The sequence below is a fragment of the Anaerostipes faecis genome, from assembly GCF_910574135.1.
Lineage (GTDB): Bacteria > Bacillota > Clostridia > Lachnospirales > Lachnospiraceae > Anaerostipes > Anaerostipes hominis.
The window spans coordinates 1-25,762 of the sequence record NZ_CAJSYK010000029.1 but is presented as its reverse complement, the minus strand read 5'-3'; the positions used below and the strand labels follow the sequence as shown (position 1 = coordinate 25,762).

Below are 25,762 nucleotides of genomic sequence, written 5' to 3'. Positions count from 1 at the left end.
CATATTTTATAGAGACAGAGATGCCGCAAAACAGCTGGAGTACAGTTGTTTTGCGGCATCTTTTGTCAGATGGTGCCGGGTTTGTTTTGCCATACTTTATAGATTTCTTCCTTTGAGGAAGAAGGATAGAGTCTGATCAGACGGCAAATGGAGGCGATAGTCTGAGGATCTTCCTCTAAGGCATCGGCTATCTCTGCCTCAGTTTTTCCTCGCTGCATCTTTTTTTGTATTTGCTCAATTATTTTTGTATATTCCCCTTCTTTTAAACCTTCTTCTCTGCTGTACTCCATCTGGGTTACGTAATCTGAAAGGTTTTTTTGGCGGAACAAATATTCGTCCATACGTTCAGGATCGCGTTCCAGCAATTCGAGTTCCCTGATGGCTTCTTCAATATAAGGATCTTTTTCTATCATGGCACGTTCCTCCTCTCCCTCTGCGCAAATAAAACATGCCCATTGATATAACTTTTTATGCTCTTCTTTTACTTGTGAAGAGTTTAGTTTTTGTAACTCTATCACATGAATTTCCCACTGATCGCTGTATAGACTGTGTCTGCTGTCCTCCCTCATATGAAAAGAGGAATAAAAATAATCGGTGTCAGTCAGCTGATTAAAACCAAGAATACTGATATGAATGGCCTTAACACAATTGGCATAAGCTTCTCCTGATTTTAAATCCTGAGTGTATACTTTTGCTAAATAGGACAGAGATCTTCTGTCCCAGTGTGCATAGGGCAGGACCTGCATCTCTATGTTGATTTTTCCGGTCCCTTCTACTACGGTATATAAATCAAGTATGGAAAGCTTTCCTTCCAGAAGATCTTTGGAAAGGTGGCGGTCTTTTATATGAATGGTTCCGATCTTTTCAGGAGGAATATGCAGGATACCGCTTAAAAATCCCCGGAGTATCTTAGGCTGCTTCATGATCTGTGTGAAAGCATAGTCATTTTTAAGTGATATATTGTTAGACTTTTTCATCTTTTGTTATCTCCTTTAGTTTATCATATATGGAAAGTTTTTTCAATATCACCTAGTATTTTACAATATACTCACTAAAATGTCAAATTATGTATTCCGAGGCTTTCAGTGAATATTTTTATGAAATAACTAAAAAGATCTCTTTCTTTAGTCTGCACTTTGTTAAATCTTTTCCCGATTCGCTTTGTATTCGGCCGTCTGAAAGCATGTCTTCAAATTCTTTTCTGGATAACTGCAGCTTTTCACGCAGTATTACCGATACTTTTACATCTGATGCATAATTGCTTCTTATATGCAGTCTTACGGGTCCGTCAAATGCAGCACATCCGGCTATCTTGTAATCGTATGGACCGATTCTGCAGCCGTTCCGTCTCAATAAATCTGTATTCATAGCATATTTGTGAGCAAGAGTTTTATCATTGCCGTGGAATTTATCCAGAAGTTCTTTGTTCACTGCTTTGGGATGGATTCTGGATAAGACGGTCAGATTCCATGTAGCTTCACAGCCGGAACATTTATAAATGAGCCAGACGTCGAGGTATTTTCTCTGTGCATTAACCCTAAACTGTCCGGAACTGACAAACTCTTTTTGACTGCCGCATTTTTTACAGTATCGTACGGCAGGAGGCGGAGTTTGGTACTGTACCTCCCAGACAACCGTTCTGAGAAATTTATTTTTCATAAAATCTCCTTCCTGTTCTAATTAGAATAGGAAAGAGAAAAAAGGCGGATTTTCTAAAATTCGCTTCACAATGTCACCTCCTGAATTTTTTATTCTGAAAAAATTCTATCATTCATTTCCGTCAGCACAAACCTCATCCTTTTTTATGAAAAAAAGATGAGCCAATACGGTTTTCATATCCGTATCGGCTCACCTTTACATGTTATGTATCATTTTCTCCTGCCGGATGATTCTTTGGATGCTTTTCAGAGACAGAAAATATTTTTCAGACAATAAATCCTGGCTCTCTCCCGCAAGATACTCACTGAATATTTGTGCATTGCGTTTTTGAAAATACTTTAAAGATGCAACAGAACTCCCACGGGGCTTTTTTCTGTCCGATCTTCTTGGTATATAAATGCTCTCCCCTTCTACATATTTTTGGATTTCTTCAAGAAGTTCAAGGGGAAGTATATGTTTCGCTTTCTTATAGCTCATACTGCTCTCCTAAAATAAAAAAATTAATTCGGAACAGCAAGGGCTATTTGTTGAGATTTTAACGTTATAAATCATGCTGTTATTCAGCATGGCTGCAAATAGCTCCCTGCTATGCAGCAAAAACAATGGGATCAAGCATATGAATTTACCTCCTCTTTTATTACTAGTTATTATATCATTTTTTGCAAAAAATAATAGTCTTAGATTACCAGCGCCGAGTCTGAATTCATAATTTGGTCTTTGTAATTTTTTACTATCGCTGTCAAGCAGTCTGCTGCTCTTAAACTTTCCTTAAATTTGTTGTGTTTCCTCAGGAAAACGGATAAAATATACAGATAGGACAGAGAGAATGTTAGGAGGATCTTATGAAGCGGGAAAAAGCCATACTAGCAGCAGTCTTTGGACTGATTTTTATTCTTGCTCTTGGAATATGGAATTATATTTTGATAGGAAAAAATAATCAGGGTGTCAGTGAGACAAGTCAGGCATCCCTGCCTGTGCTGACCATAAACACCGGAGGAGAAGAGATCAATGAACTCCATGGATACACAGAGTCCGTGGACGCATCGTTGATGAGAGATTCCATCACGCCGATAAAGGAGGATAAATTCCAGGTTTTTATGAAACACGGAAACAGCTCCATCGAAGCGCTGGATTATAAAATATATAAAGAGAATAACCGCTCTGCTCTGGAAAAAGGAGTAGTAGCTTTTCAGCAGAAAAAAAGCGGTGCGGCAGCGGACTTAAAAGTCAAGAGCCGTCTGGAGTCGGGGAAAACATATCTTTTGGCTCTGTCTATAGAAGATGAGGGACAAAAAATCACATATTATACCCGCATTATTTACGGTACCGATCTGCATTTTGCCGAGTGTCTGAAGTTTGCAAAGGAATTTCACGATGCCACTTTGACAGAGGGAAGTTCAGAATATGTAAAAAAATATTTGGAAGTAAAGGACGGAACTATGACAAATGATCTTTCTTTCGTTGATATTTCTTCCAATCAGGAGGCAGTCTGCTATGCATCACTGAAACCAAAAACTGAGCGTATGTACGCGCCGGTCATCAAAGAGGCCAGCTCTAATGTGACATCGGTGGAGTACAGATTTATTTTGTCTGCGGAAAACAGCAAAGGGATCAAGCAGTACTATCAGGTGACAGAATACTTCCGTATCAGATATTCCAAAGACCGGATGTATCTGCTCAATTACGAGCGGACTCAGAATGCGTTTTTCCGCTATGACGCACTGGACCGGGCAAACAACAGAATACTGATGGGGATCACGCAGATGAATCCCGAAGAACTGATCAGCAGGAACAGCGGGCGGAAAGCGGCATTTGTTCAGGAAAATGAGCTGTGGTATTACGATTATAAAAATGCTTCTATGACAAGAGTGTTTTCTTTTGTGGGAGAAGACTACAGAGACTCCCGAAACAATTATCCGCAGCACGGTATCCATGTGATGGAGATGGATAAAAGCGGAAACATTAAATTTATTGTATATGGATACATGAATCGGGGAGAACACGAAGGCAAGAATGGAATCGGTGTCTATGAATATGAAGCGGAGAGCGGAAAAGCAGACGAGAAAGCTTTTATACCGGTGAAGATCCAGTATGAAAATTTAAAAGATGAGATTGAAAAAGGAGCATACCTGAGTGACAGCGGAAAGTTCTATTTTGAGCTGGACGGGGCTTACTACCAGGTCGATCTGGACAGCCGGGAGTCAAAAACCATTGCAAAAAATATCAGCAGCGGCATGGTCGCAGTCTCCGGAACCGGAATGCTTGCCATAACGGAAAATGAAACGGCCATACGGATCATAGATCTGGAAAATAACAAAGAGCATAAGATCCGCTGTGATAAAGGAGAACGGATCAAACCGATCGGTTTTGTGAAAGAAGACCTTGTGTACGGTATTGCAGATGCAGGGGATGTGAAGACAAGAAAAGACGGTTCCGTCCAGTTTCCAATGAAAAAAGTTGCAATTGTCGATGACAAAAATCAGGAACAGGCCAAGTTTGAAAAGAGCGGAATCTATGTTACGGACGCCAGGGTAGACGGAACTGTTGTCGTACTCAGTCCGGCCAGACGCTCAGGAACAGGGTACAAGAGCATGAAAGAGGATTATATTCGCTACAAGGATAAGACGGAGGATAAAGCTTCACTGGAATACGGATATACAAGCGACCGTCTGAACCAGGTATATCTATCATTCCCTGATTATGTATATGTACAGACAGTTCCGAAGTATTTATCTTCTGCGCTCAGCCAGACCGAGAAAGAGTGCAGCGTATCCTTTGCGAACAATGAACAGCGGTATAAAAATGTCTATATTTATGCCGGCGGTTCACTGAAGGGAACTTATACGGATATGGCAAAAGCTATTAAAGAAGCTCAGAAAAACGCAGGTGTGGTAGTTAATTCAAGCCAGCTGTACCTGTGGGAAAAAGGAGTTATGAAGAGCTACGGGAAAGTGGCAAATATTCCGATGGTGAAAGCAGAGTCCAAAGACGAGACCGGAATTGCCTGTGTAAAAATGATTACGGATTCCGAGGGAAAGGATGTCACCTACGGACAGCTGAAGCGGAGCAAAAAAGATGTTTACGGCATGCTGTATGATTCTATGGACAAAATGGCAGCAGATTACACCGGATGTAAATTTGAAGACGTTCTCTACTGCATCAGCAAAGGAAGGCCGGTCATTGCAAAAAGGGCCAACGGCACATTTATTCTGGTCATGAGCTATAACAATACAAAGATCAGATATTTTGATCCTCTGAAGGAAGAATCTGTTCAGGCGGAACGGTCTTCAATGGAGAGAGAATTTAAAAAGGCAGGCAATGTATTTTACAGCTATGCGAAATAGAGAAGGTGAGACATGAAGTTTATACACATTGGAGACCTCCACCTCGGAGCTTGTCCGGAAACAGAGAGGGGATGGGGGGAAGAGCGGAAAAAGGATATTGAGCAGAGCCTCAGCGAAGTCATTGCACTGGCCAATGAAGAACAGGCAGACTTCTTATTTCTGTGCGGAGATATCTTTCACAAAAAACCATCATTAAGGGATTTAAACAGGCTGGATTCTTTTTTGTCCCAGCTGGTATGTACCAAGGTTTTTATGATCGCGGGAAATCATGATTTTATTGACGAAGGATCGGCATATCTGCGATATCGTTTTTCTGCTGATGTGCATCTGTTCACTGAAAAAGAACTTACGAGAGTATACGAAGAGGCACAGAATACCTATATCTACGGTCTCAGCTATCACAGCAGGGAAATTACGGAGCCTTTATATGATGAGGCAAGGCCAGGGACAGAAGAAGGTATTCATATTCTTTTAGGGCACGGAGGGGACGGCACACATAGTCCCATTGATTTTCACAAACTAAAATGGTCGGGATTTGACTATGCCGCGTTAGGCCATATTCACAGTCCTGAGATGATATCAGAGGATCTGATCGCCTACGGCGGCAGCCTGGAACCTTTAAACAGGACGGAGACAGGGCGCCGCGGATTTTTTTTGGGAGAGATCACAGACGAAAAGAAAGTCGTCCGTTTCCTGCCGGTCAATCAAAAAAGTTATGTGGAAGTACGGGTGAACCTGACAAAAGATATGAATGATCAAGAAATTCTCTTTGCTGCGGAAGAAGAGATGAAGCTGCTGGGGGAAAACCAGATGTTTACGCTGTTCCTTCAGGGCTCTAAAAGAGCAAAGATTCGTCCTGATTTTGATCTTCTCGGAGCAAAATACAGGATCGTGGATATTGTTGACGAGACGAGGGGGAGCCGTACGGAAGATTCGCTGCTAGAATCCAACAAAGATAATATCATCGGTGCCGTACTGCGCCGCCTTGAGGGAATGCCGGAAGCGTCACGTTTTGCAGGGGATGCATTTGAGCAGGCATCCAGGGGATTATATCAGAGGCGCCGGTCAGAGAAACGGGAGAAAAGATCTGCTTTTTATATCCGGAATATTTATATCGACGGTTTCGGGAAATTCTGCGGAAAAGAATTATCCTTTGAGCCTGGATTAAATATTGTATATGGACCAAACGAGAGCGGGAAGACTACAATAAAAGAGTTTATCGTGCATATGCTGTTCGGTCTGGAAAAATCCAGAGGCATTGCAGCGAGATCTGATGCATATACTATATATACGCCGGTTTATGGAGGAAATTACGGAGGAGGCATGGAGATCATATCGGACGGACATGCCTGGCTGCTTGAGAGAAGCTTCCGCACGGGAGAGAAGTCTTTTAATCTGTATGATAAAGAATCAGGTGAAAAAGGTGATCTCTCAAAGCTGTATACTCTGAGCCTCGGTGCATACACAGATACTTTCTGTATTCAGGAAGGGGACATTCCTCCGTCAGGAAATCTCTCTATGGAGCTTACCAACTATACATCCAATCTGACAGGCAGCAATACAGCAGATATAAAGATCGATCTGGCTCTGAAGGCGCTGAAAGAAAAAAAGAACATGCTGAGAAGAAAAAGCAGAGAGGAATCGATCGTCCTGTCTGAGAAGAGGGAGCGTTATCTGAAGGCTCCCGAGTCTGATGGACAGAGCGGAAAGCCGAGGAGTATTTTGTTTTTTTTGACGGCAGCAGCTGTGTTTGCGTCGGCTGGCTTTGTTCATCCGGGGTTCTTCGCAGGCTGTGCTGTATTTCTGGTGTTATCGGTTCTTTCGGTTAAGTCAGAAAAGAAGGAAATGACAGAGCAGGAGGACTTTAAGGAAGAATTAAGAAGAGACTATCAAATTTTTAAAGAACAAACAGACCGTACAGAATATAATATAAATCAGGCAGATGCGGCCATTCAGGCTGTTTTAGATGCCGCCAGGGAATTCCGGGAAAATCTGGGGGAACAGTTTAACGAAAAGGTCAGTGAGATCGTCAGTTATCTTACGGGAGGAGAGTACGAAAAAGTAAAAATTGATGAATCACTGTCTTTTATGGTAGAATATAAAAACAGGTTTATTGATCTGAAGTATTTAAGCGCGGGAACCGTAGAGCAGATTTACCTGGCTGTGAGGCTTGCCGCGGGAGAGATTCTATATCCGAAGGAACCAGTCCCGGTTCTGATGGATGATATTTTCGGCAATTTTGATGATGAAAGGACCCGGAGGGCGCTTGATTATTTGAGCAGGTATTCCGGCAGGCAGCTGATCTTATTTACGTGTAAGAAAGAGCTTTTTCATCAGCTGGACCGGAAGAATCAGAAAATCCACTGGATTTCCCTAGAGGAAACCAGAGAATAATGAAAGGTGGAGAATATGGCTGAAGAAACAAAAGAGACAAAGAAAGTCATTTCCAAAGAGAAAAAACCAAAAAAGAAGAAAAAGAAAAGAAAGATCCTTGTCAAGATCTCGATTGTTTTTCTTTTTCTGGTGGTTATCGGCTGGTTCACCATCGGAATGAAAGTCATGAAGCTGAGGGCAGAGGCTAAGGATCTGGTAGCCAACACTTCAGAGCAGACATTTAAGGCAACACAGACGAGTGTCGTCTATGATACGAATGGGAAGGTTATCACCAAGCTGAAAGGCGAGAAGGATGTCTATTATCTGAAGTATAAAGATCTGCCGGTGTATGCGGTGGCGGCGATGATTTCCGTGGAGGACAATAATTTTTACAAACATAATGGGGTAGACTTCAGGGGTATCGCCAGAGCAGCAGTATCCTTTGTTACAAATAAGGGAGAAGTTACTCAGGGAGGAAGTACGATCACTCAGCAGCTGGCAAGGACTGTTTTCCTGACACGGGAGATTTCCTGGCAGCGTAAGGTCAAAGAAATGTTTGTGGCATGGGGTCTGGAGAAGGAGTACTCCAAGGATCAGATCATGGAGTTTTACCTGAACAACGTTTATTTTGCAAATGGCTATTACGGAATTCAGGCTGCCAGCAAAGGTTATTTTGATAAGGATGCCAAGGATCTGACCATGTCAGAAGCCGCATTCTTGTGTGCGGTCCCTAATGCGCCAAACATGTATGAGCCCTATCATCATAAGGAAAAGACAATGACAAGGCGCGACAAGATCCTCAAGGATATGTATAAGCAGAATCTGATTACTAAATCCCAGAGAGATGAAGCTCTGAGAGAAAAGATCACACTGAAAAAGAAAAAAACTGAGCAGAAGAGAAATTATATTGAAACTTATGTAATTCACAGTGCTACGAAAGCACTGATGGAGAAGCAGGGCTTTGAGTTCCGCTATGTGTTTGACTCTGACGAAGACAAACAGGATTACGATGAGAAATATAACAAGTCTTATGCTGAGTGTAAGAGGACTTTATACAGTGCAGGATACCAGATTCATACATCCATTGACCTGGATGCTCAGAAGGAACTTCAAAGCAGTATCGACAATGCTCTGAGCGGTTATACGGAGAAGGACAAGAACAAGGTTTACAAAGTCCAGGGCGCAGGCGTCTGTATTGACAATGAGACAGGCAAGGTAGCAGCCATCGTAGGAGGAAGATATCAGAAAAATGCAGGATTAGGGCTGAACCGTGCTTATCAGAGTCCGAGACAGCCGGGAAGTGCCATTAAGCCCATCCTTGTCTATGCTCCTGCTATGGAGAGAGGATATGGACCGGGTTCTATCGTGAATGACAACCCGATGAGTCCCAAAGACAAACACAGGGTCAGAAACTCCGGCGGTTCCTATTCAGGAAGTATTACACTGAGGCGGGCGTTGGAGAAATCAAGCAACGTGGCTACTATGAGGCTTTACGAGGAGATCGGGCCGAAATCCGCTCTCCGGTATTTGGAAAAGATGAACTTTAAGAGCCTCGACGAAAATGACTATAAGTATTATACAACCTGCCTCGGCGGCTTCACCTATGGAACTACGGCTGAGGAGATGGCCAGCGGATATGCTGCACTTGCCAATCAGGGCGTGTTCAGAGACCCAACCTGTATTATGAAGATCGAGGATTCGGACGGTGAGACTGTGGTCTCCAATCCATCCAAGAAAAGAACGGTTTACTCAGCCAATACGGCTTCTATGATGAGCAGCGTTTTAAAGAGTGTTATCACCAACGGTACAGGCCGGGGTGCAAAGGTTCCTAATGTAGATACCGCGGGAAAAACAGGTACTACAACGGACAATAAGGACGGATGGTTCTGCGGATATACACCGTACTATACAACTGCAGTGTGGGTAGGAAGGGATGACAGCAGGGTAATGGCCAACCTGAGCGGTTCCGGTTATCCTAAGACAATTTGGAGCAATTTTATGAATGCTCTCCACAAAGAGTATTCAGGAGGCAAAAAGCTTAATTCCTATGAAGGCGGAGGCGGAACAAACATGCCGACCACAGGGCAGACAGCAGCAGGCACGACAGAAAAGGGAAGTACCAAAGGTACAACCCAGACAACGACTCACGCTACAACACAGGCTACAACCCAGGCGACCACTCAGGCAACGACACAGGCCACAACAGCGGCTACACAGCAGCAGAACGGTGATGATCGACGCGGCGCCGGAAATGACGATTGATAAATAGATAAAGGCAGCAGACTTTAATAAATAGTCTGCTGCCTTTTCCTATACTGCTGATAAATTTATAAATGATTCTTTTCCAAATATTCTTTGATGCGCTCCGTTGGGTCCAGAAGTTCGCTGATGGACCCGTTGTGGTTCAGCGTATCGATCAGCAGAGCAACATATTTGCTCACATCTGATGATACATACCAATCACGCTCCAACAGTTCCGGTGTCTGGTAAGTAAGATTGGTTGTGATAACCTTTTCGATGATACCTTCTTCCACAGCCTTGTCAAAGACATCAAGTCCGTTTGTGAACAGACCGAAGGTAGAAAGACAAAATACACGTCTCGCTTTTCTTGCTTTCAGTTCTTTGGCTACATCGATCATACTCTCTCCGGAAGATATCATATCGTCCAAGATCAGAACGTCCTTGCCTTCCAGGGAATCTCCCAAAAATTCATGGGCCACAATAGGGTTGCGGCCGTCTACGATAGTAGAATAATCTCTGCGCTTATAGAACATACCCACATCAACACCGAGGACATTGGCCATATAGATGGAACGCTGCATAGCACCTTCGTCCGGGCTGATGACCATCAGATGATCACTGTCAAAATTGACTCCGTCGCACTGCTCAACCAGAGACTTTACAAACTGGTAAGTGGGCTGTACCGTATCAAAGCCGCTGTTTGGAATGGCGTTCTGTACACGAGGGTCATGGGCGTCAAATGTAATGATATTCTGTACTCCTAAATGAATCAGCTCCTGAAGCATCATGGCACAGTCCAGGGACTCTCTGGTGCTTCTTTTGTGCTGACGGCTTTCATACAGGAAAGGCATGATGACACTGATTCTCTTGGCTTTGCTGCCGCTGGCTGCAATGAGTCTTTTTAAGTCCTGAAAATGATCATCCGGGGACATAGAGTTCTGATGACCGCACAGAGAATACTTGATGCTGTAATTCAGCACGTCAACGAGAATGTACAAATCGGTTCCGCGGACAGATTCACGGATGATCCCTTTTGCTTCTCCGGAGCCGAAGCGGGGACAGCCGGCATCCAGCAGATAGCTTGCCTTGTAATACTCATCATATCCGGGCATATTCTGATAGCGGGGGGCTTCATCTCCGCGCCAGCCTGTAATATACTTATCAATCAGATTGCCAAGGCTTTTGCAGCTCTCCATAGCGATGATGCCAAGATTGCCGTCGGGAAGGGTTTTAAAGTTTCGGTCAGATCGTCTCATTATAAATCTCCTTTGTAGTTTGTTCACTCTTTTTATATCACTCCCGAAGCGATTCCGTCAAGACTTGCGGGAAAAAGATTTCTTTAAACGGATATCCTCGCCGTATAACTGGCAGATGGTATAGTTCTCAATAATTCTGGAAAAAATCCGTTCCGTATAGCGGTCTTTCAAATTACGCATTGATAAATTTGTCGAAATAAGTGTTGATTTACCGCTGAGCTGCCGTTCATTCAGGCAGTGGAACAGCTGGGAAGTAATGAAGGCATTGTTAAGCTCTGTCCCCAGATCATCAATGACCAGCAGGTCACAGTGAAAAATAAGCTGGTAGGACATAGGGAGATTATCCTTGTGCTTTTGATATGCCTGGGAAGTCAGAATATCAAAAAGCTGAAAAGCGGTTACATAGACACAGGTATATCCCTTATCCATGATCTCTTTAGCAATACAATGGCTTAAAAATGTCTTCCCGGTGCCTGTGGAACCGTGCAGCAGCAGGTTTTCCCTGGAAGGAAAATGACCGATAAAATCACGGCATTTTTTCAGCACGGCATGGATATTCTGTCTCGGAGAAGGCCGTCCGTCCTCCAGTAGTTTATCAGAATAATATTGATCATTGAAACGGAGAAAATTCTCTTTTTCAAGGATATGCTGCATATTGGAATCAGAATAAATCAGGCGGATCACAGCCTGATGGAAACAATGGCACTTTTCGGTGCCGATATATCCGGTATCTTTACAGTCGGGACAAGTATAAACAGGGTCCAGATAATCCTCAGGATATCCATGATCTAAAAGAAGCCGGCGCTTTTGGTCAGCCAGCTTCTGATTCTTTTGCCTGCAAATGTCCATAGAGTTATGATCTTCAGATGCGATCAGCTGTTTTCCCAGGAGAACAGCGTTGTGGGCCATCTCCCGGTCCAGCTCCCTCATCTGAGGAATCTGTGCATAGACCTGACGCCTGCGCTCTCTGGAGAGATTGTAGCTGCTGAGCCGGTTCGCCTCGTACATCCTCATGATTTCCTGATATTGTTCATTGGTCAGGGACATCTCAGTCCTCCTTTACAGGGTGTATCTGCTTTTCAAAAAGCTGTTTTTCCAGCTCGTCATAGTCATAGTCACGTTCTTCAAAATTGTGGAACTGGTTGTTCGGCTGTGGGGCTGCGGATTTGGATACAGTCCCCGGGCGGCTTTCCAGTTTCTTTACATCATCCAGTGAAACTACATGGTTGTCCTTCCACTTTTTCAAAATACTGTCCGTATACTGGAATTTTGGCTGGCCGATGGAGCGGATCGTACGGTTGCATGCTTCTATGACGATGCTTAAGTCAAAGCCGTCGGTCTTGAGCCAGCGCTTCATGTATTCGATCTGTGCCGGTGCGGGCTGGTTATTCAGTCCAAAGGCATGCATGATCTGGTAATACTCTTTCTGGTAGTTCTGGCAGTGAAGCTTGGCCTCGTCTGCTGTTCGGATGCCCTCCTGATACCAGGCAATCGCTACGGACTGCATATAGCGGAAGTTTTTCTTGCCGTTGGATACACAGTAATCTACCAAGTGTTCGATTAGCTCCGGTGACATTGCAAGGTCATCGTAGAAATAAGAGAGAGTATTCAGATCATTGGCGGTGAGCGGACGTCCTATGTACATTTCTGCGATATAGATCAGATAAGAGAACTTATCATCCTTATTTTTCTGGGCCAGCTGGGACGGAGTCAGCGTCCTCAGGGCCGGAACCGCCTTAGCTTTCGCAGCCGAAGTCCCGGTCGTGGTTTCCTTTGCTGGTATTTTCGCTGGTTCCTCTTTGTCAGGCTCCATGAGATCATCCGCATCGATCGTCAGGGCCGTGGAAACGGGGAGCAGTTTGATGGAACGGATCTCTCCTCCATCCATGACCAGGTCCAGGAGATTTTCCTTTTTCCAGTACTTCAGAGCGCGGCAGATATCACGCTCCGTAAGTTCCAGCAAATCTGCCAGGTAAGGTATATTGAACTTCTGGCCGTTAGAAACCATGCGCAGAAGGTAAATATAAACCTTCACATATTCTCCGTTGGCTTTAATCATGTAGTAGTCTACGAAGGCATTCGGTAATAAAGTTCCCCCGGTCGGGTATGTTGTCGTTACGTTAATACTGCTCATAAATCCATCTCCCTAACTTTAGTCAATACGTCTCTTTCTTTAATCTAAAAGAACTATAACGCAGACCGAATAAATTGTAAATAGCAGCTCTTTTCACAGAATAATCCACAGAACAATTGTGGAAACTGTGGATAAAGTGGATAAGTAAACGGAATCCGCAGAAAGACAAGCCTCACTCAAAAAATTTTGATGTGGAAAAAATAAAGAAAAATCCACAGGGAAAGTTATACACAATTGTGTATAACCCTGTGGATAACGTGGATAACTATTTCTTAACTAACTCATTGCCGATAGAATCAACATTTCCGGCCCCCATAGTTATCAACAAATCATTTTTTTTGCATTTTTTTAAAATAAATTCTTCTATCTCATCAAAATCCTTGATATATCGAACATCAGTACCGGTTTTTTCGATTTTATCTGCTAAATCTCTGGCGTGGACCATGCCGGTGTCTTTTTCCCGGGCAGCATAGATATCGGTGATGATCACATGATCGCATTGGCTGAGAGCCTCGGCGAACTCATCTAAAAAGGCATTTGTCCTCGTATAGGTATGCGGCTGGAAGACACACCACAGATCTTTGTGGGGATAATTTTTGCAGGCATTCAATGTTGCTTTGATCTCCGTAGGGTGGTGGGCATAGTCATCAATGACCGTAAAGCCCTGGCAGGTCCCCTTATATTCAAATCTCCGCTTGGCGCCGGAGAAGGTCAGGAGTCCGGCTTTTACAGTATCTATGGAGAGCCCGAGGAAATCAGCAACGGCTGCAGCAGACAGCGCATTATTAATATTATGCAGGCCGTTTACGTTTAATGACAAGGAATCTACAAAAGTTCCTTCTTTGTACAGGTCAAAATGTCCATGGCCCATAGAGTCATAGGAAATATTTTTAGCCGTATAAGTAAAGTCATCGTTATCAATGCCGTAGGTTACATACTTGGCTTTGAGTCCTTCTACGATATAGGAAATGTCATCAATCTCCCCATTCAGGACGAGCAGGCCGTCTTCCGGAAGCTTGTGAGCAAACTTTTTGAAGGAGTCACGGATCTCATCAATATCATGGAAAAAGTCCATATGGTCTTCTTCTATATTTAGAATAATGCTGATCTTCGGAAAAAATTCGAGAAAGCTGTTTGTATACTCACAGGCCTCTGTCACGAAGACATTGGAATGGCCGACACGGATGTTGCCGTCAATAATGTCCAGAATACCCCCCACAGTGATGGTTGGATCTGTCTCTCCGGCCAGCAGGATGTGTGAGAGCATAGAAGTCGTGGTTGTTTTGCCGTGGGTTCCGGATACTGCCACTGCATTTTTATAATTGTGCATCATTTGTCCGAGAAGAGTCGCACGCTTCATAAGGGGAATGCCTTTTTGCAGTGCGGCTTTGTATTCTTCATTTTCCGGATGGATGGCCGCAGTATATACGACCAGATCAATATTATCCGTGATATTTTCAGCGACTTGTCCTAAAAAGACCTTGGCGCCTAAAGAATTCAATTTTTCGGTTATATCGGAGGAACGGATGTCAGAGCCGGAAACAGTAAATCCTTCTTTGAGAAGGATCTCGGCAAGACCGCTCATACTGATACCGCCGATCCCCATAAAATGAATGTGAATTGGTTTCTTGAAATCTATCTGATACATAGGAATTCCTAACCTTTCTCTGATTTTAAATAAAGTGTTTTTTCTATTATAGTGCACAAAAAAATAAGTTGCAAGGAAGGAAATGAGAAACAGGGGTTTCCGGTAAAAAAGGTGTACAGAATGATGGAAATATTGTCGGATTTTGTACTGCTAAATAGTAAAATACAATAATATCAGCGAAAATATATAATAATATTTGTTCACATTTTACGAAAGAGGTGCTATAATAAACATTATCTAAGATAGTATGTACGATGTTGATCCCTGCACAAGCATCAGGACTGGCTTCCGATTTGTATTTTGGAAGGCGGCAGGTGCTTTGTTTTAGAGTATAGATGTATACAGTGGGAGTCATAGTATGAGCAAAATGTGTTGAGAGTGGGGATATTTTGCGGCGTTGAAAAGGGAAGGTGATAGAGCAAAAACGGCCGCACAACAGATCATTAGCTAAAGTTTTGAAAACTAGGAGGAAGACAACATGCAAATTACAGATGTACGTATCAGACAAGTAGCAAAAGAAGGGAAAATGAAAGCAGTCGTTTCTATTACGATTGATAATGAATTTGTAGTACATGATATCAAAGTCATCGAAGGAGAAAAGGGCCTGTTCATTGCAATGCCAAGCCGCAAAGCTGCCGATGGGGAATACCGTGACATTGCCCATCCGATCAATTCGGCAACGAGAAACACTATCCAGACCATGATCCTGGAACAGTATGAGGCCATGAGACTTGGAGACATAGATGCAAGTCAGCCGGAAGAAGGAGCAGAGTAAACACTTAATTCTAAATACTATGATTGTCCATAAGTAACAGGAACGGGAGATCCGCCGTTCGCTGATCAGTAGATTAAGACAGCATATAACATGACTTTCGGAGTCATGCCATATGCTGTCTTTTTGCCTTTCAGATGATTTTCTGTTATGCTGTAAAAAAATCAGAAGCGGGTTAATTATGGATCATACATCAAGAGAAAATGCATTTAAAAAGTTATATGAAGTAAGTTATGAAGAGATGCTCAAATTTATGAAGGGGTTTTTTTATTGGGACTGGGAGGAGGCCTATGATGTCCTTCAGGAAGTATATCTGACGGCATATGAAAAAATAGACAGTCTTTCAGAACATGAAAATCCTGTTGGATGGCTGAAACAGACAGCAAAATACAAAATATATCATGTGTTTGAGAAGAAAAATAGAATAGGAGAGATACTGACAGACGAAAATATAATGTCATTAAACCAAAAGTTCGAGGACGATTATAGCGGCCTGCTGGAAACGGATATTAAAAACGTACTCTCAGAAGACGAATTTCGTCTTTTTTATGATTTCTACATGAAAGGATTTACTATCAATGAGCTTGCGAGATTCAGGGACAGTACAGATCAGGCGGTGAAATCAAAACTTGCAAGAATACGAAAAAAAGTAAGGAAACAGCTGTTTATGCTTATTATGTTTGGCTGAATGAAGTCAACTTAAACGACACCTTCGCGTGGTTTTTGGGGATATAGATATGTAACCTTAAAATTCATGTGAAAGGAGCCGAAATGAGAAGGAAGGCATTTGAACAGTTACTAGAGAAAGCGGTTGGGAAATTTGTAGAGGAAATCCACCCGGAAGATATAGAAGAGGAAAAATTATCTGAGGATGTAAAAGAAAAAATAAGGACAAAAATTACAGATGTTAATAAGACGCATAAATAATCCGTAAAAATCGTCGGTTCTTGGTTATGATTTACATATATATAATTATCTGTTACAATGAATAGAAAATCCAAAACATATAGAACAGGTACAAAGGATGAGAGATTTTATAATCAAGAGATGGGCTTTTGAATGGATTACAGAATTTTTTAAATCCGAATCGGATCAAGAGAAATTACGGCATATAGAACATATATTAGAATGTATGGAGCCCTTAAAAGATGAAGGTAAGCTTGATAAGGAAGTATTCTACTGCGGATATATAGAAAGAAGAAGCTTATTAAAAATCAGAAGAAGGAAGAGGTACTGCTCGATTGCAGCAAAGGCAGCGGTATTTCTTCTTGTATTTATGCTTTCAGCACAGGTCATATGTTATGCGATTACAGGGAAGTCTATTTTTCGTTATATTGATCAAAAAAATGAAAAGACAACAGAAGTACAGATTGAAATAAATGATCCTTCAGGAGAATCGCCTGTTGAATGGTTGATAGAGACGATAAAAGGCTTTGTTGCACGAAATATAACTAAAGATAATGGAGCAAAATCAGGAACTAATTTTCGGGTATCTACCTGGGAAGAAGTAAAGAATAATTATAAGCGGGATGTAATGTATCCAAGATATATACCTCGCGGATGGAGGCTGCAAAATATCCTTGTTAATGTTCTTGACAAGAAAGTCATAGGTATTATAGCGTCTTACAGCAGAGGAGAGGCCGTACTGTATTACTCTTATTATGATCACAGCGGAACAACAGACGGTTCTGAAAAGATTTTTTTTGGAGAGGAAAAAACAAAAGTGAAAGTACTTAAAGTTGCTGGAGGTGAATTCAGTTTTTATAAGGGAGAAAGAACTTTATCAGTACTGGGACATGTGAATCAATTTGAAATGAATATTGAAGGAATGGTCAGTATATATGAAGCTGAGAAAATTGCTAAATATATAAAATAGAAATGGGACAAAGCACTTTGGCTTTGTCCTGTTTTTTTGTTTTATCGCGGTAAAAGAGCATTAACAACAGATTGTAAAAACTTCGCTGGCCATTTTTTATGAGAGAGAGAATGAGGTCCAGCGAATTAATCACAATCTGTTGTTAATGCCCTCTATTACAGCAACTGAAATAATATGGAAATAGTGAAATATATTCGCAAGTTTCGTTAAAAAGTGCAGAAAGACCAATGATATCATGAATTCATTGGTCTCTCACTTGTAAACCTAAGCTGTCAACAAGAGGGGTAAATTCAACCATTAAAGCAGGTTTCCGTACCCGCTTAACCAATTTTTAGAATGGTTTGTGATTTGGATGGTTTTCCTTTCTTTAATATTATAATAGTTAATATGTTTTTAGGAATAATGATTGAAAAAATACCCCTCTACTATAGAAACTGTTTTTAGAGCAAAAAGGTGAATATTTTTTAAAAAGCGCTATTAAATAAATTTTAACAGCGCTTTTTAAAATTCAGTAAGGATTTTAATATTTGTTAATTATTTTCTGGTTTTTGTTTTTGTAAAGGTGTCTGAATTTATAAGTTTTCCATTTTTAGATTTATAAATATAGGCCTTGCTATAAACTCTATACTTATATCCTTTAGATACATAATAGCTTCTACTGTACATATTATCTGACTTACTAGTACATGTACCACTCGTTAAAGTTGTCCAAGTTTTATTTTTATAACGTTGGAGTTTCATTGTAATTTTGCAATAGTATTTAGAATTACTTGCACAAACAAGTGTGTAAAAATGAGCAATACCTGATTTGTCAATTTGCAGATCTATATAGGCGTCACGAAATCCTGTCCAACTATTAGACATAAAATTGGGTTTCAACATAAATGAAGTTATTGATTGATTACTGTATGAAACTTCAGGTGTAGAGCTAGCTTCTGCTGGAACTGAAATTAACAGAATTGATAGTGCTAAAAAAAGTGACATTAATAAATGTTTTAGATATTGTTTCATATTTCCTCCCATTATCCTTACTACTTGAATAACTGAAGTAGTTAGATAATGGTGAAATCATGAATTATCTGAGCGTGTCTTCTTGTAGAGTTAAGTGAAAGAAGTATTTTTTTTTTATAAAAATGAACAAAAAAAGGAACCCAAATTTTTTAGGTTCCTTAAAATATTAATTATATTCAACGCCTTCTGCTATTTTTAATAATTCATCTTTAGAAAGAGTTCCATTTAGTTTATAAATGATTTTGTGTTTATACCATAAAAGCTGACTAAAAGTATCATCTATGTAATAATATTCAATATTTTTTCTTCTAATTATACTGTAATCATCTTTATTCATATTACTATAATTCTTTGCAGTAGTATTTAAAATAATATTTAAATAAATTACGTTCGATGATTTATCTTTAAATTTATATAATATATGTGTATTATTCTCACTTACCTTTTTTTCAGAAAAAGAGTATCCAGATGGCAAGTAAGTAAAATTAAAATCTTTATTTTCTCCATGTGTTTGAATCTGAATTCTTGTCCGATTCTGAGAACTACTTTTATTAAATATAAAATTCATTACTGGCTCCCTAAAAGCCTCAACACTCATCAAAGTTACAGAAGCCATAGTAAGCAGCATCACAAATACAGCAGCAATCCGTTGGGCAGTGATAAACCTGCGTTTTCTGTTTGCCCTTTTCCTTGCCGAGGAAAACATGTTGTCAATTTTTTGATTTAATTGATCCGATAGTTCCTCTTCCGGGATATTATCAGGGGAGATTTCGTCGGTCCAGCTGCTTGCACCATACTCGATGATATGGTCAAACAATTCTTCATTTTTGTCTTTTTTATCGTTTGTACTCATAACTCAATCCCTCCTTCTCAAACAGAGCACGTAAGGAACTGCGGGCTAGACTGCAACGTTTCTTTGCAGTCAGTTCCGAAATTTGTAATAGCGTCGCTATTTCCAGAAAGCTGAATCCATAGTAATAGTACAGGACAAGAACTGTCTGCTGATTCGTAGGCAGCTTGCCAATCTTATCTACCATTACATTTAAGTCAATATATTCCATGTAATAATCATTTGGATCAATCAGGCATTCTGAATCTTCGCCGTCCTCGTAAGTCAGTTCTTCGTGATTATTTCTGCTCTCAACCTTGATCATGTCATACGCTGTGTTACGTACTATGACATATAAAAACGTAAAGGCCTTATCATCGGGCAATTCTAAAATCTTTTCAGAGTACAGCAACGCTTTCTCGAAAACATTTTGAAGTACATCTTCAGCCAACGTATCATTATGAACATATTGTTTTGCTACATATTTCAGCTTAGGCGCATACTTGTTGTAGAGCAGTTCAATATAATCAACAGCGCTCTTGGTAGGAGGTTTATTCTTCCGCCGTATCATTTTCATTCTCTCCCTTTTCCCCCGTTTATGGTTTCTCTCTATATCTCTCATTATAGATAGACTTTGCGGTATTGTAAAGCTTGTACAAAAAAAGCCTATAGAAATATTCTAAAGGCTTTGGTCTTCTTCGATAACCTGGACCTCCAAGAAATCAAAGTCGATATCTTCAATAAAACTGTCGTGATAAAATCTTGTTTTATCGTGGGTCATAAATTCTTTTTTATTGGCCTCCAGCCAGAGAGGTTTCGGCAGATCAAACTCATAACAAATGTCTTCAAGAGCCTTATATACCTTTCGGGTACGGTTCAGACCGGCATTTTCCACGCTGATTACAGTGTCTTTCAGCAGCCGGTTGCTTTTCATTAGTTTTCCCCACATACGGAACATTGGTTTTACCTGCTTTCTATTTGAAATATATTAAGTATAATAGAAGATAAATATAAAACAGTCAATATTGTAGTGAGAGAGAAAATGATTTAAAATGACGTTAAAGAAGAATATTGAGGAGAAGATCGAATGAAGATTTTAAAAAGGTTCTTTATTGACGGATTGTCCGGGATGGCACAGGGGTTGTTTGCTACCCTGATCATCGGGACGATTCTGGAACAAGTTGGACTGCTGATAGGCGGAAATATCGGACAAGTCCTGGCGGTTGGTGCGGCAGCGGCGAAAGTGATGACCGGGGCCGGGATTGGTGTGGGAGTTGCCTCACGTTTTCAGGAATCGGTTCTGGTAACCGTTTCATCGGCATGTGCAGGAATGATCGGAGCTTACGCATCAAAAATCATGGCGGGAACCCTGATTGTCAAAGGGGCTGTCGTCCTATCCGGACCCGGGGAACCTCTGGGGGCTTTCTTGGCTGCGTATGTAGGAATTGAACTGGGACGCCTGATCTCAGGAAGGACACAGCTGGATATCCTGCTTACACCGCTTATGACCATTTTATCCGGAGGTGCCGTAGGTCTGTTTCTCGGTCCATGGATCAGTCAGCTGATGGCACGGCTGGGTGACCTTATCCGGTGGGGTACGGAGCAGCAGCCGTTTTTGATGGGAATTGTAGTATCAGTTCTGATGGGGATGGCACTCACTCTGCCGATCAGTTCGGCCGCGCTCGGAGTGATATTAAATCTCTCAGGGATTGCCGCAGGAGCTGCTGCAGTTGGATGCAGCGCTCAGATGATAGGATTTGCTGTGGCGAGTTTCAGAGAGAACAGAATAGGAGGCTTGATCGCCCAGGGAATCGGCACATCTATGCTTCAGGTTCCAAACATCGTCAGAAAACCGCTGATCTGGATTCCGCCGATCCTTACCAGTGCCGTGTTGGGACCTGTTTCTACTATAGTATTGAAGATGACCAATAATGCCATTGGTTCCGGAATGGGGACAGCCGGATTAGTGGGGCAGATCATGGGATATAAGACTATGGTGGCCGGCGGGGTTTCTCCGGCTGCGACCGCAGTCATGATTATTGGAATGCATATCATTGCCCCGGCATTGCTGACCTATTTTATATCAGAAGGTATGCGGCGGATGGGCATCATAAAACAGGGAGACATGAAACTGAATATGTGACAGCTTTAAGTCGTAGCGGCATGTTTCGCAAAATACCGGACAGAATCCTCTACCCCGCATGCAATATAAGATGACAGTTCCATGACCGTGTGAAGCCTTGTGGTTTGTATGGTGTTGAAGTTGGCCTCTGATGTGAAATTCACGATGCCGGTGATAGAGATATCTCCTACAGGCGGCAGTTCTTTGTCTACACCCTGTCCAGGAAACAGCGGCATGGAAGACACGGTCACATAGCCAACATGATCCGCAGAACCCAGACACGCATCAATGGCGATGACAAAAGGCTCCCTGAACGAGCGGTAAATTTCGGTCATTGTCTGCGTAAGATTTCCGGCATGCACCGGCTGTGACAGAGTCCCGAAAACTTTATAATAAGAAGATGTCATTAACTGATGGCCTACCAAAGGCCCAAGACAGTCACCGGTAGCGCGGTCTGTGCCCACACACAGGACGACTACCTGCTGGCTGTCTTTTTTCTGCATTTGAATGCGGCGGATCAAATCTGCCTGCAGCAAGGCTCCCGCTTCCCTGTCTTTGGGATTAAAATAGGATATTCGGTCTGAAATGCGCATTGCGTTCTCCAATCATTTCTTAAATATCATTTTTCGCCGTATAAGACGCTCCATATAGTTTATACATAAAATAAAAAAGTATACCGTCCCAATACGTACTTCCCACTTGGGCAAAATTATTTTCTTCAGTCGACGCCCTTTGATAAAAAAATTGAAAATACTGTGGTAAAGTCTTTGGTATTAAAGAGGAAAGGGAGGCTTTTTCGTGAGAGCAGAAAATCAGTTGCCGAAGAACATCAGACAGATCGGCGGGCCTGTGGGAACCACAAAAGTTTATATCGAAGATTTTGTAGTGACATTTTTAAAAGCATTGACGACGGACAAGAACACTTTTGTAAGAGGGGCCATATTATTTGGAGAAAAAAAGAGTATTGATAACGAGACTGTGATATTTATCAGAGGAGCTGTGGAAGGGCAGAATATAGAGCTGGATTTGGACGAGACCGTATTTGACGATAAGGTTTGGCGGGAAATCTATCAGAAGAAAGAACGTTTCTTTCCGGATCTGGAGGTGATCGGATGGGCGCTTTCCAGAATGGGATTCTCAGTGCGGCTTAACGATAAGATAAAAAAGACTCATTTTGAAAATTTTCCGGGCGACGGGAAAGTGCTGTATATGACAGATCACCTGGAAGGGGAAGATGCATTTTATGTATACCGCGGACAAGACCTGGTGAGACAGAGCGGTTATTACATATATTATGAAAAAAATCCGATGATGCAGGAATACCTCATCGAGCGAAATCAAAAATTAAAAGAAGCTGTATCTTATGAAACCATGCTGGAAGCCAAGAGAGATGAAAAGATCGTGCGGCAGTTTCGGACAATCGTCCAGGAGAAACAGAAAAGCAGCAGGACAAAGGACATGATGAAGCGGCTTTCTTCCAGCGCGGCAATGCTCCTCGTCCTGATCTTAGCCGGGGGAATGTTTTATTATTCCAGATTGGATAACAGTTCATCCTTTGGCGACGCGATTCATGGGGCGGTGGAGACCATGGGAAAAGGCGTGAAGGACAATGTTTCAATGGAGGAAGAAAACAAGGAGTCAGGCACAACCACGAAACAGCTTCCGACCAGCACCGAAAAAGCAGACGGGACAGAGGCGGGCACTACGGCAGATGAGAAAAAAACGGAAACCGGCACAACCGCAGCCACTGCGTCAACGCAGAAATCTGCACAGTCCATGGCACGCGGCCGAACTTATGTCGTCAAAAAGGGGGACAGTCTGGTATCCATTTCCCGCAAAATGTATGGAAGCAGAAAATATATGTATAAAATACTGGATGCAAACAAGATCGGGCCTAAAGAGCATATCTATCCTGGACAGAAACTAATTATTCCTAGTATAACAAAGTAAAATCATGTATAATAAAGCGTGATATTAATAATGTTAAATAAAAATACAGGGGTTTTACTATGGACCATAGGATGAAATCAGGGTTTTCCCTCTATACAAACAGCAGGGAAGCAATGCAGAATTCTTTTTTGAAAAAACAGATCCGGAAAAAACAGAGGATCATTCTTGGGGGGGTTTTTTGTGCGGTACTGCTTGCAATCTTTCTGGCATATAGATATCGGACCTATCATACGCTCAAGACAGAACGGACAGTGGCAGAACATGTGAATTCCGGCACAAAGTCCTTTGCATATAAAAACGGCTCCATAAGTTATAACGAAGATGGGATTTCATTTATTGACGGTGACGGAAAAGTAGAGTGGGAGAAGGCTTATTCTATCAAGAATCCCATTGTTACATACTGCGGAGATTATATCGCAGTTGCATATAAGAACGGCAATGAGATCCTTCTATATGACAGCACCGGAAAAGTAAAAAGATTTTCCGCCTCATATGCGGTCAGTGATGTGGAAGTTGCGGAACAGGGAGTGATCGCCGCAATTTTGCAGGGAGACAATGAAAATTATATAGAGCTTTATGATGCTTCTCAAAAGAAGCTGGTAACGATCAAGACGACGATCGATGAAAATGGATATCCGCTGGATATTGACCTGTCCGAAGACGGCACCATGCTGGCTGTCAGCTATCTGGTGGTGGACGGACTGCAGACGAAGAACCGGATAGCATTTTATGATTTCGGAGAAAAAGGGCAGGAAAAAGAAGACCGGCTGCTGGCGGGATTTGACGTTAAGGATACCGTGATCCCCAAGATTCAATTTATGGGGAAAAATACGGTTTGTGCGTTTGGAGATAATAAAACAATTATTTTTAACACAAAAGACACACCTTCGAAACAAAAAGAGATTAAAATAAATTCCAGGATCAAAAGTATTGCTGCAGATGATTCGCATTTTGTCCTGATCCTTGAGAATAAAAAGAAGTCTTCCAAAGAGCAGTATCTGGTACAGGCCTATAACCGTTCCGGAAGAAAGGTTATGGAAAGAGAGATCAAGACAGAATTCTCGGATGTGTACCTTGGCCCGGACGGAGTACTGTTTGTGGGAAATTATCATTGCTCTATGATAAATTATGCAGGCCATGAGATGTACCAGCAGATTTTTAAGAAAAGGATTCAGGCCATGGCACCCACTGGGAAGGCGGAACGGTACTTGATTACATTTGAAGATAAAACACAGTTGGTTAGATTACGTTAGATGGTGATATTATGGGACAAATTATTTTAATTGTATTACTGCTGATCCTTATATTTGATACGATCAGAGGATTCAAGAGAGGGTTTCTGAAATCGCTCCTCCTTTTGGCAACATGGCTTTTGACCTTTGCCATTGCCTACTCGACGGCGGACACTGTAAAGCAGTATGTGATACAGGTGTTTATGAAATCAGAGCAGAATATACTCACAGATCAGCTGGCATATTTTATTGCGTTTGCTTTGATCGTGCTTGTATTGAAGGCCGTATTTTCAATACTGGTCGGAATAATCAGCAAGTTCGGAGACCTCCCTGTGATCGGATGGTTCAATCATTTCTTCGGAGGGGTTCTGGGATTCGTGAAAGGAATTATCGTAATATCCTTTTTGCTGTTTGCCATTTACCTTTGTCAGTATATTGGTTTCAAACAGGAATATAATGAGATCATGCGGACCAGTTCTTTACTGCAGTTTATAGCAGAAAACAATCCGGTGATTACAATGTTAAAGGGTGCAATCCCCTTTTAAAGTTTAAAGAAAGCCTTTGGGAAGCCTCGGTAACAGGGCGTTTTCCAAGGGCTTTTCCCTTTGGATTTTTTACTTGAATGATCCTTCATAAAATAATGTGAGAAAAAAGTAAAAAAACCTGTTGACATTTGCCTGGAGCGATGATAAGATTATCAACGTTGCTGACAAAACAGCAGCTCTTCAAAACTTTATCTGACTTCTTGGCTCTTCAAATTTTTTGAAAAAAGTCCTTGACTTGGAAAACATGCCATGATATGATATAAAAGTTGCTGACGGTGATCGGACAGCACAAGAAATGTCAATCATTCATGAAACTTCAAAAAAATGAAAAAAGTGCTTGACAGACAGAATGAAGAATGATAATATAATAAAGCTGTCGCTCGTAAGAGCAAGACAAAAAACGACAGCAGATCTTTGATAATTGAACAATAAGACAACCTTGAAAATTCTAAGAGATTTTCAGTATCTTTTGAAAAAGATACACGAACGTTCTTTATAAAAGGACACAGTAAAACAAGGATAAAAAAGCTAGCGCTTTTTAGATCCAAGATTGAACATGAGAGTTTGATCCTGGCTCAGGATGAACGCTGGCGGCGTGCTTAACACATGCAAGTCGAACGAAGCATTTTGGAAGGAAGTTTTCGGATGGAATTCCTTAATGACTGAGTGGCGGACGGGTGAGTAACGCGTGGGGAACCTGCCCTATACAGGGGGATAACAGCTGGAAACGGCTGCTAATACCGCATAAGCGCACAGAATCGCATGATTCG

General features: G+C 41.7%; 23 protein-coding genes and 1 rRNA gene. 12 read left to right on the top strand and 12 right to left on the bottom strand.

The genetic code is table 11. The features are described from left to right. Window positions 1-65: 65 nt before the first annotated feature. From QGT46_RS14805 to QGT46_RS14795, 3 genes are all read right to left on the bottom strand, one after another. On the bottom strand, window positions 66-977 hold the full coding sequence (locus QGT46_RS14805) for an Rpn family recombination-promoting nuclease/putative transposase (RefSeq protein WP_148460147.1): 912 nt from the start codon (window positions 975-977) through the stop codon (window positions 66-68). Between the two features lie 118 nt (window positions 978-1,095). Next, window positions 1,096-1,659: a DUF1062 domain-containing protein gene (locus tag QGT46_RS14800; protein ID WP_148460146.1), complete on the bottom strand. Its 564-nt coding sequence runs from the start codon at window positions 1,657-1,659 to the stop codon at window positions 1,096-1,098. A gap of 195 nt (window positions 1,660-1,854) precedes the next feature. Then, entirely contained in the window at window positions 1,855-2,136 is a 282-nt protein-coding gene (locus QGT46_RS14795) for a CD3324 family protein (protein ID WP_148460145.1), read from the bottom strand. A gap of 365 nt (window positions 2,137-2,501) precedes the next feature. Between QGT46_RS14795 and QGT46_RS14790 the strand changes: the two genes are divergently transcribed. Genes QGT46_RS14790 through QGT46_RS14780 form a run of 3 tightly spaced genes read left to right on the top strand, consistent with a single transcriptional unit; the run spans window position 2,502 to window position 9,638 of the window. Continuing rightward, entirely contained in the window at window positions 2,502-5,003 is a 2,502-nt protein-coding gene (locus QGT46_RS14790; RefSeq protein WP_148460144.1) for a hypothetical protein, read from the top strand. Between the two features lie 12 nt (window positions 5,004-5,015). Next, entirely contained in the window at window positions 5,016-7,397 is a 2,382-nt protein-coding gene (locus tag QGT46_RS14785) for a metallophosphoesterase (RefSeq protein WP_148460143.1), read from the top strand. Between the two features lie 15 nt (window positions 7,398-7,412). Further along, window positions 7,413-9,638: a transglycosylase domain-containing protein gene (locus QGT46_RS14780; protein WP_148460142.1), complete on the top strand. Its 2,226-nt coding sequence runs from the start codon at window positions 7,413-7,415 to the stop codon at window positions 9,636-9,638. A 65-nt stretch (window positions 9,639-9,703) separates the two neighbouring features. Here QGT46_RS14780 and QGT46_RS14775 read toward each other — a convergent pair whose 3' ends face one another. The 4 genes from QGT46_RS14775 to murC form a co-directional block, all read right to left on the bottom strand. Beyond that, window positions 9,704-10,873, bottom strand: a complete 1,170-nt coding sequence (locus QGT46_RS14775) for a ribose-phosphate pyrophosphokinase (protein WP_024728980.1) — start codon at window positions 10,871-10,873, stop codon at window positions 9,704-9,706. 57 nt (window positions 10,874-10,930) lie between these two features. Further along, window positions 10,931-11,920: an ATP-binding protein gene (locus QGT46_RS14770; protein WP_148460141.1), complete on the bottom strand. Its 990-nt coding sequence runs from the start codon at window positions 11,918-11,920 to the stop codon at window positions 10,931-10,933. A gap of 1 nt (window position 11,921) precedes the next feature. Next, window positions 11,922-13,007 carry a DnaD domain protein gene (locus QGT46_RS14765; protein ID WP_148460140.1) on the bottom strand — a complete coding sequence of 362 codons (1,086 nt, stop codon included), beginning with the start codon at window positions 13,005-13,007 and terminating at the stop codon, window positions 11,922-11,924. 265 nt (window positions 13,008-13,272) lie between these two features. Further along, window positions 13,273-14,655 carry a UDP-N-acetylmuramate--L-alanine ligase gene (murC, locus tag QGT46_RS14760; RefSeq protein WP_148460139.1) on the bottom strand — a complete coding sequence of 461 codons (1,383 nt, stop codon included), beginning with the start codon at window positions 14,653-14,655 and terminating at the stop codon, window positions 13,273-13,275. Between the two features lie 478 nt (window positions 14,656-15,133). Between murC and spoVG the strand changes: the two genes are divergently transcribed. The 4 genes from spoVG to QGT46_RS14740 all read left to right on the top strand — a co-directional run bounded on the left by spoVG (window position 15,134) and on the right by QGT46_RS14740 (window position 17,303). Beyond that, the gene (spoVG, locus tag QGT46_RS14755; RefSeq protein ID WP_024728976.1) at window positions 15,134-15,430 is read left to right on the top strand and encodes a septation regulator SpoVG; all 297 of its coding nucleotides are present in this window, start codon (window positions 15,134-15,136) and stop codon (window positions 15,428-15,430) included. 178 nt (window positions 15,431-15,608) lie between these two features. Beyond that, window positions 15,609-16,115, top strand: coding sequence for an RNA polymerase sigma factor (locus QGT46_RS14750; protein WP_148460137.1), 507 nt, complete (start codon window positions 15,609-15,611; stop codon window positions 16,113-16,115). Window positions 16,116-16,198: 83 nt separating this feature from the next. After that, window positions 16,199-16,354, top strand: coding sequence for a hypothetical protein (locus tag QGT46_RS14745; protein ID WP_165353865.1), 156 nt, complete (start codon window positions 16,199-16,201; stop codon window positions 16,352-16,354). 97 nt (window positions 16,355-16,451) lie between these two features. Then, window positions 16,452-17,303 (top strand): hypothetical protein, encoded by an 852-nt coding sequence (locus QGT46_RS14740; protein ID WP_148460136.1) that lies wholly within the window; start codon window positions 16,452-16,454, stop codon window positions 17,301-17,303. Between the two features lie 534 nt (window positions 17,304-17,837). Here QGT46_RS14740 and QGT46_RS14735 read toward each other — a convergent pair. The 4 genes from QGT46_RS14735 to QGT46_RS14720 all read right to left on the bottom strand — a co-directional run bounded on the left by QGT46_RS14735 (window position 17,838) and on the right by QGT46_RS14720 (window position 20,101). After that, window positions 17,838-18,314 carry a hypothetical protein gene (locus tag QGT46_RS14735; RefSeq protein WP_148460135.1) on the bottom strand — a complete coding sequence of 159 codons (477 nt, stop codon included), beginning with the start codon at window positions 18,312-18,314 and terminating at the stop codon, window positions 17,838-17,840. A gap of 166 nt (window positions 18,315-18,480) precedes the next feature. Continuing rightward, a complete protein-coding gene (locus tag QGT46_RS14730) occupies window positions 18,481-19,167 on the bottom strand; it encodes a DUF4367 domain-containing protein (protein ID WP_148460134.1) in 687 nt (228 codons plus the stop codon). Beyond that, window positions 19,151-19,714, bottom strand: coding sequence for an RNA polymerase sigma factor (locus tag QGT46_RS14725; RefSeq protein ID WP_301591416.1), 564 nt, complete (start codon window positions 19,712-19,714; stop codon window positions 19,151-19,153). The genes QGT46_RS14730 and QGT46_RS14725 overlap by 17 nt, the downstream gene beginning before the upstream one ends. Before the next feature lie 108 nt (window positions 19,715-19,822). Continuing rightward, a complete protein-coding gene (locus tag QGT46_RS14720) occupies window positions 19,823-20,101 on the bottom strand; it encodes a hypothetical protein (RefSeq protein WP_024728970.1) in 279 nt (92 codons plus the stop codon). 129 nt (window positions 20,102-20,230) lie between these two features. Between QGT46_RS14720 and QGT46_RS14715 the strand changes: the two genes are divergently transcribed. Beyond that, window positions 20,231-21,286 (top strand): PTS transporter subunit IIC, encoded by a 1,056-nt coding sequence (locus tag QGT46_RS14715; protein ID WP_148460132.1) that lies wholly within the window; start codon window positions 20,231-20,233, stop codon window positions 21,284-21,286. Between the two features lie 5 nt (window positions 21,287-21,291). On the opposite strand, the gene yyaC is transcribed toward QGT46_RS14715, so the two are convergent. After that, complete coding sequence (gene yyaC, locus QGT46_RS14710; protein ID WP_024728968.1) at window positions 21,292-21,858, bottom strand: spore protease YyaC; 567 nt, start codon at window positions 21,856-21,858, stop codon at window positions 21,292-21,294. 205 nt (window positions 21,859-22,063) lie between these two features. Here yyaC and QGT46_RS14705 point away from each other — a divergent pair, with 205 nt between their 5' ends. The 4 genes from QGT46_RS14705 to QGT46_RS14690 form a co-directional block, all read left to right on the top strand. Beyond that, window positions 22,064-23,215 carry a LysM peptidoglycan-binding domain-containing protein gene (locus tag QGT46_RS14705; protein WP_148460131.1) on the top strand — a complete coding sequence of 384 codons (1,152 nt, stop codon included), beginning with the start codon at window positions 22,064-22,066 and terminating at the stop codon, window positions 23,213-23,215. A 59-nt stretch (window positions 23,216-23,274) separates the two neighbouring features. Then, complete coding sequence (locus tag QGT46_RS14700) at window positions 23,275-24,468, top strand: DUF5711 family protein (RefSeq protein ID WP_148460130.1); 1,194 nt, start codon at window positions 23,275-23,277, stop codon at window positions 24,466-24,468. 11 nt (window positions 24,469-24,479) lie between these two features. Continuing rightward, on the top strand, window positions 24,480-24,992 hold the full coding sequence (locus QGT46_RS14695) for a CvpA family protein (protein WP_148460129.1): 513 nt from the start codon (window positions 24,480-24,482) through the stop codon (window positions 24,990-24,992). A 552-nt stretch (window positions 24,993-25,544) separates the two neighbouring features. Beyond that, window positions 25,545-25,762: ribosomal RNA gene (locus QGT46_RS14690) — 16S ribosomal RNA — on the top strand; the annotation flags it as partial.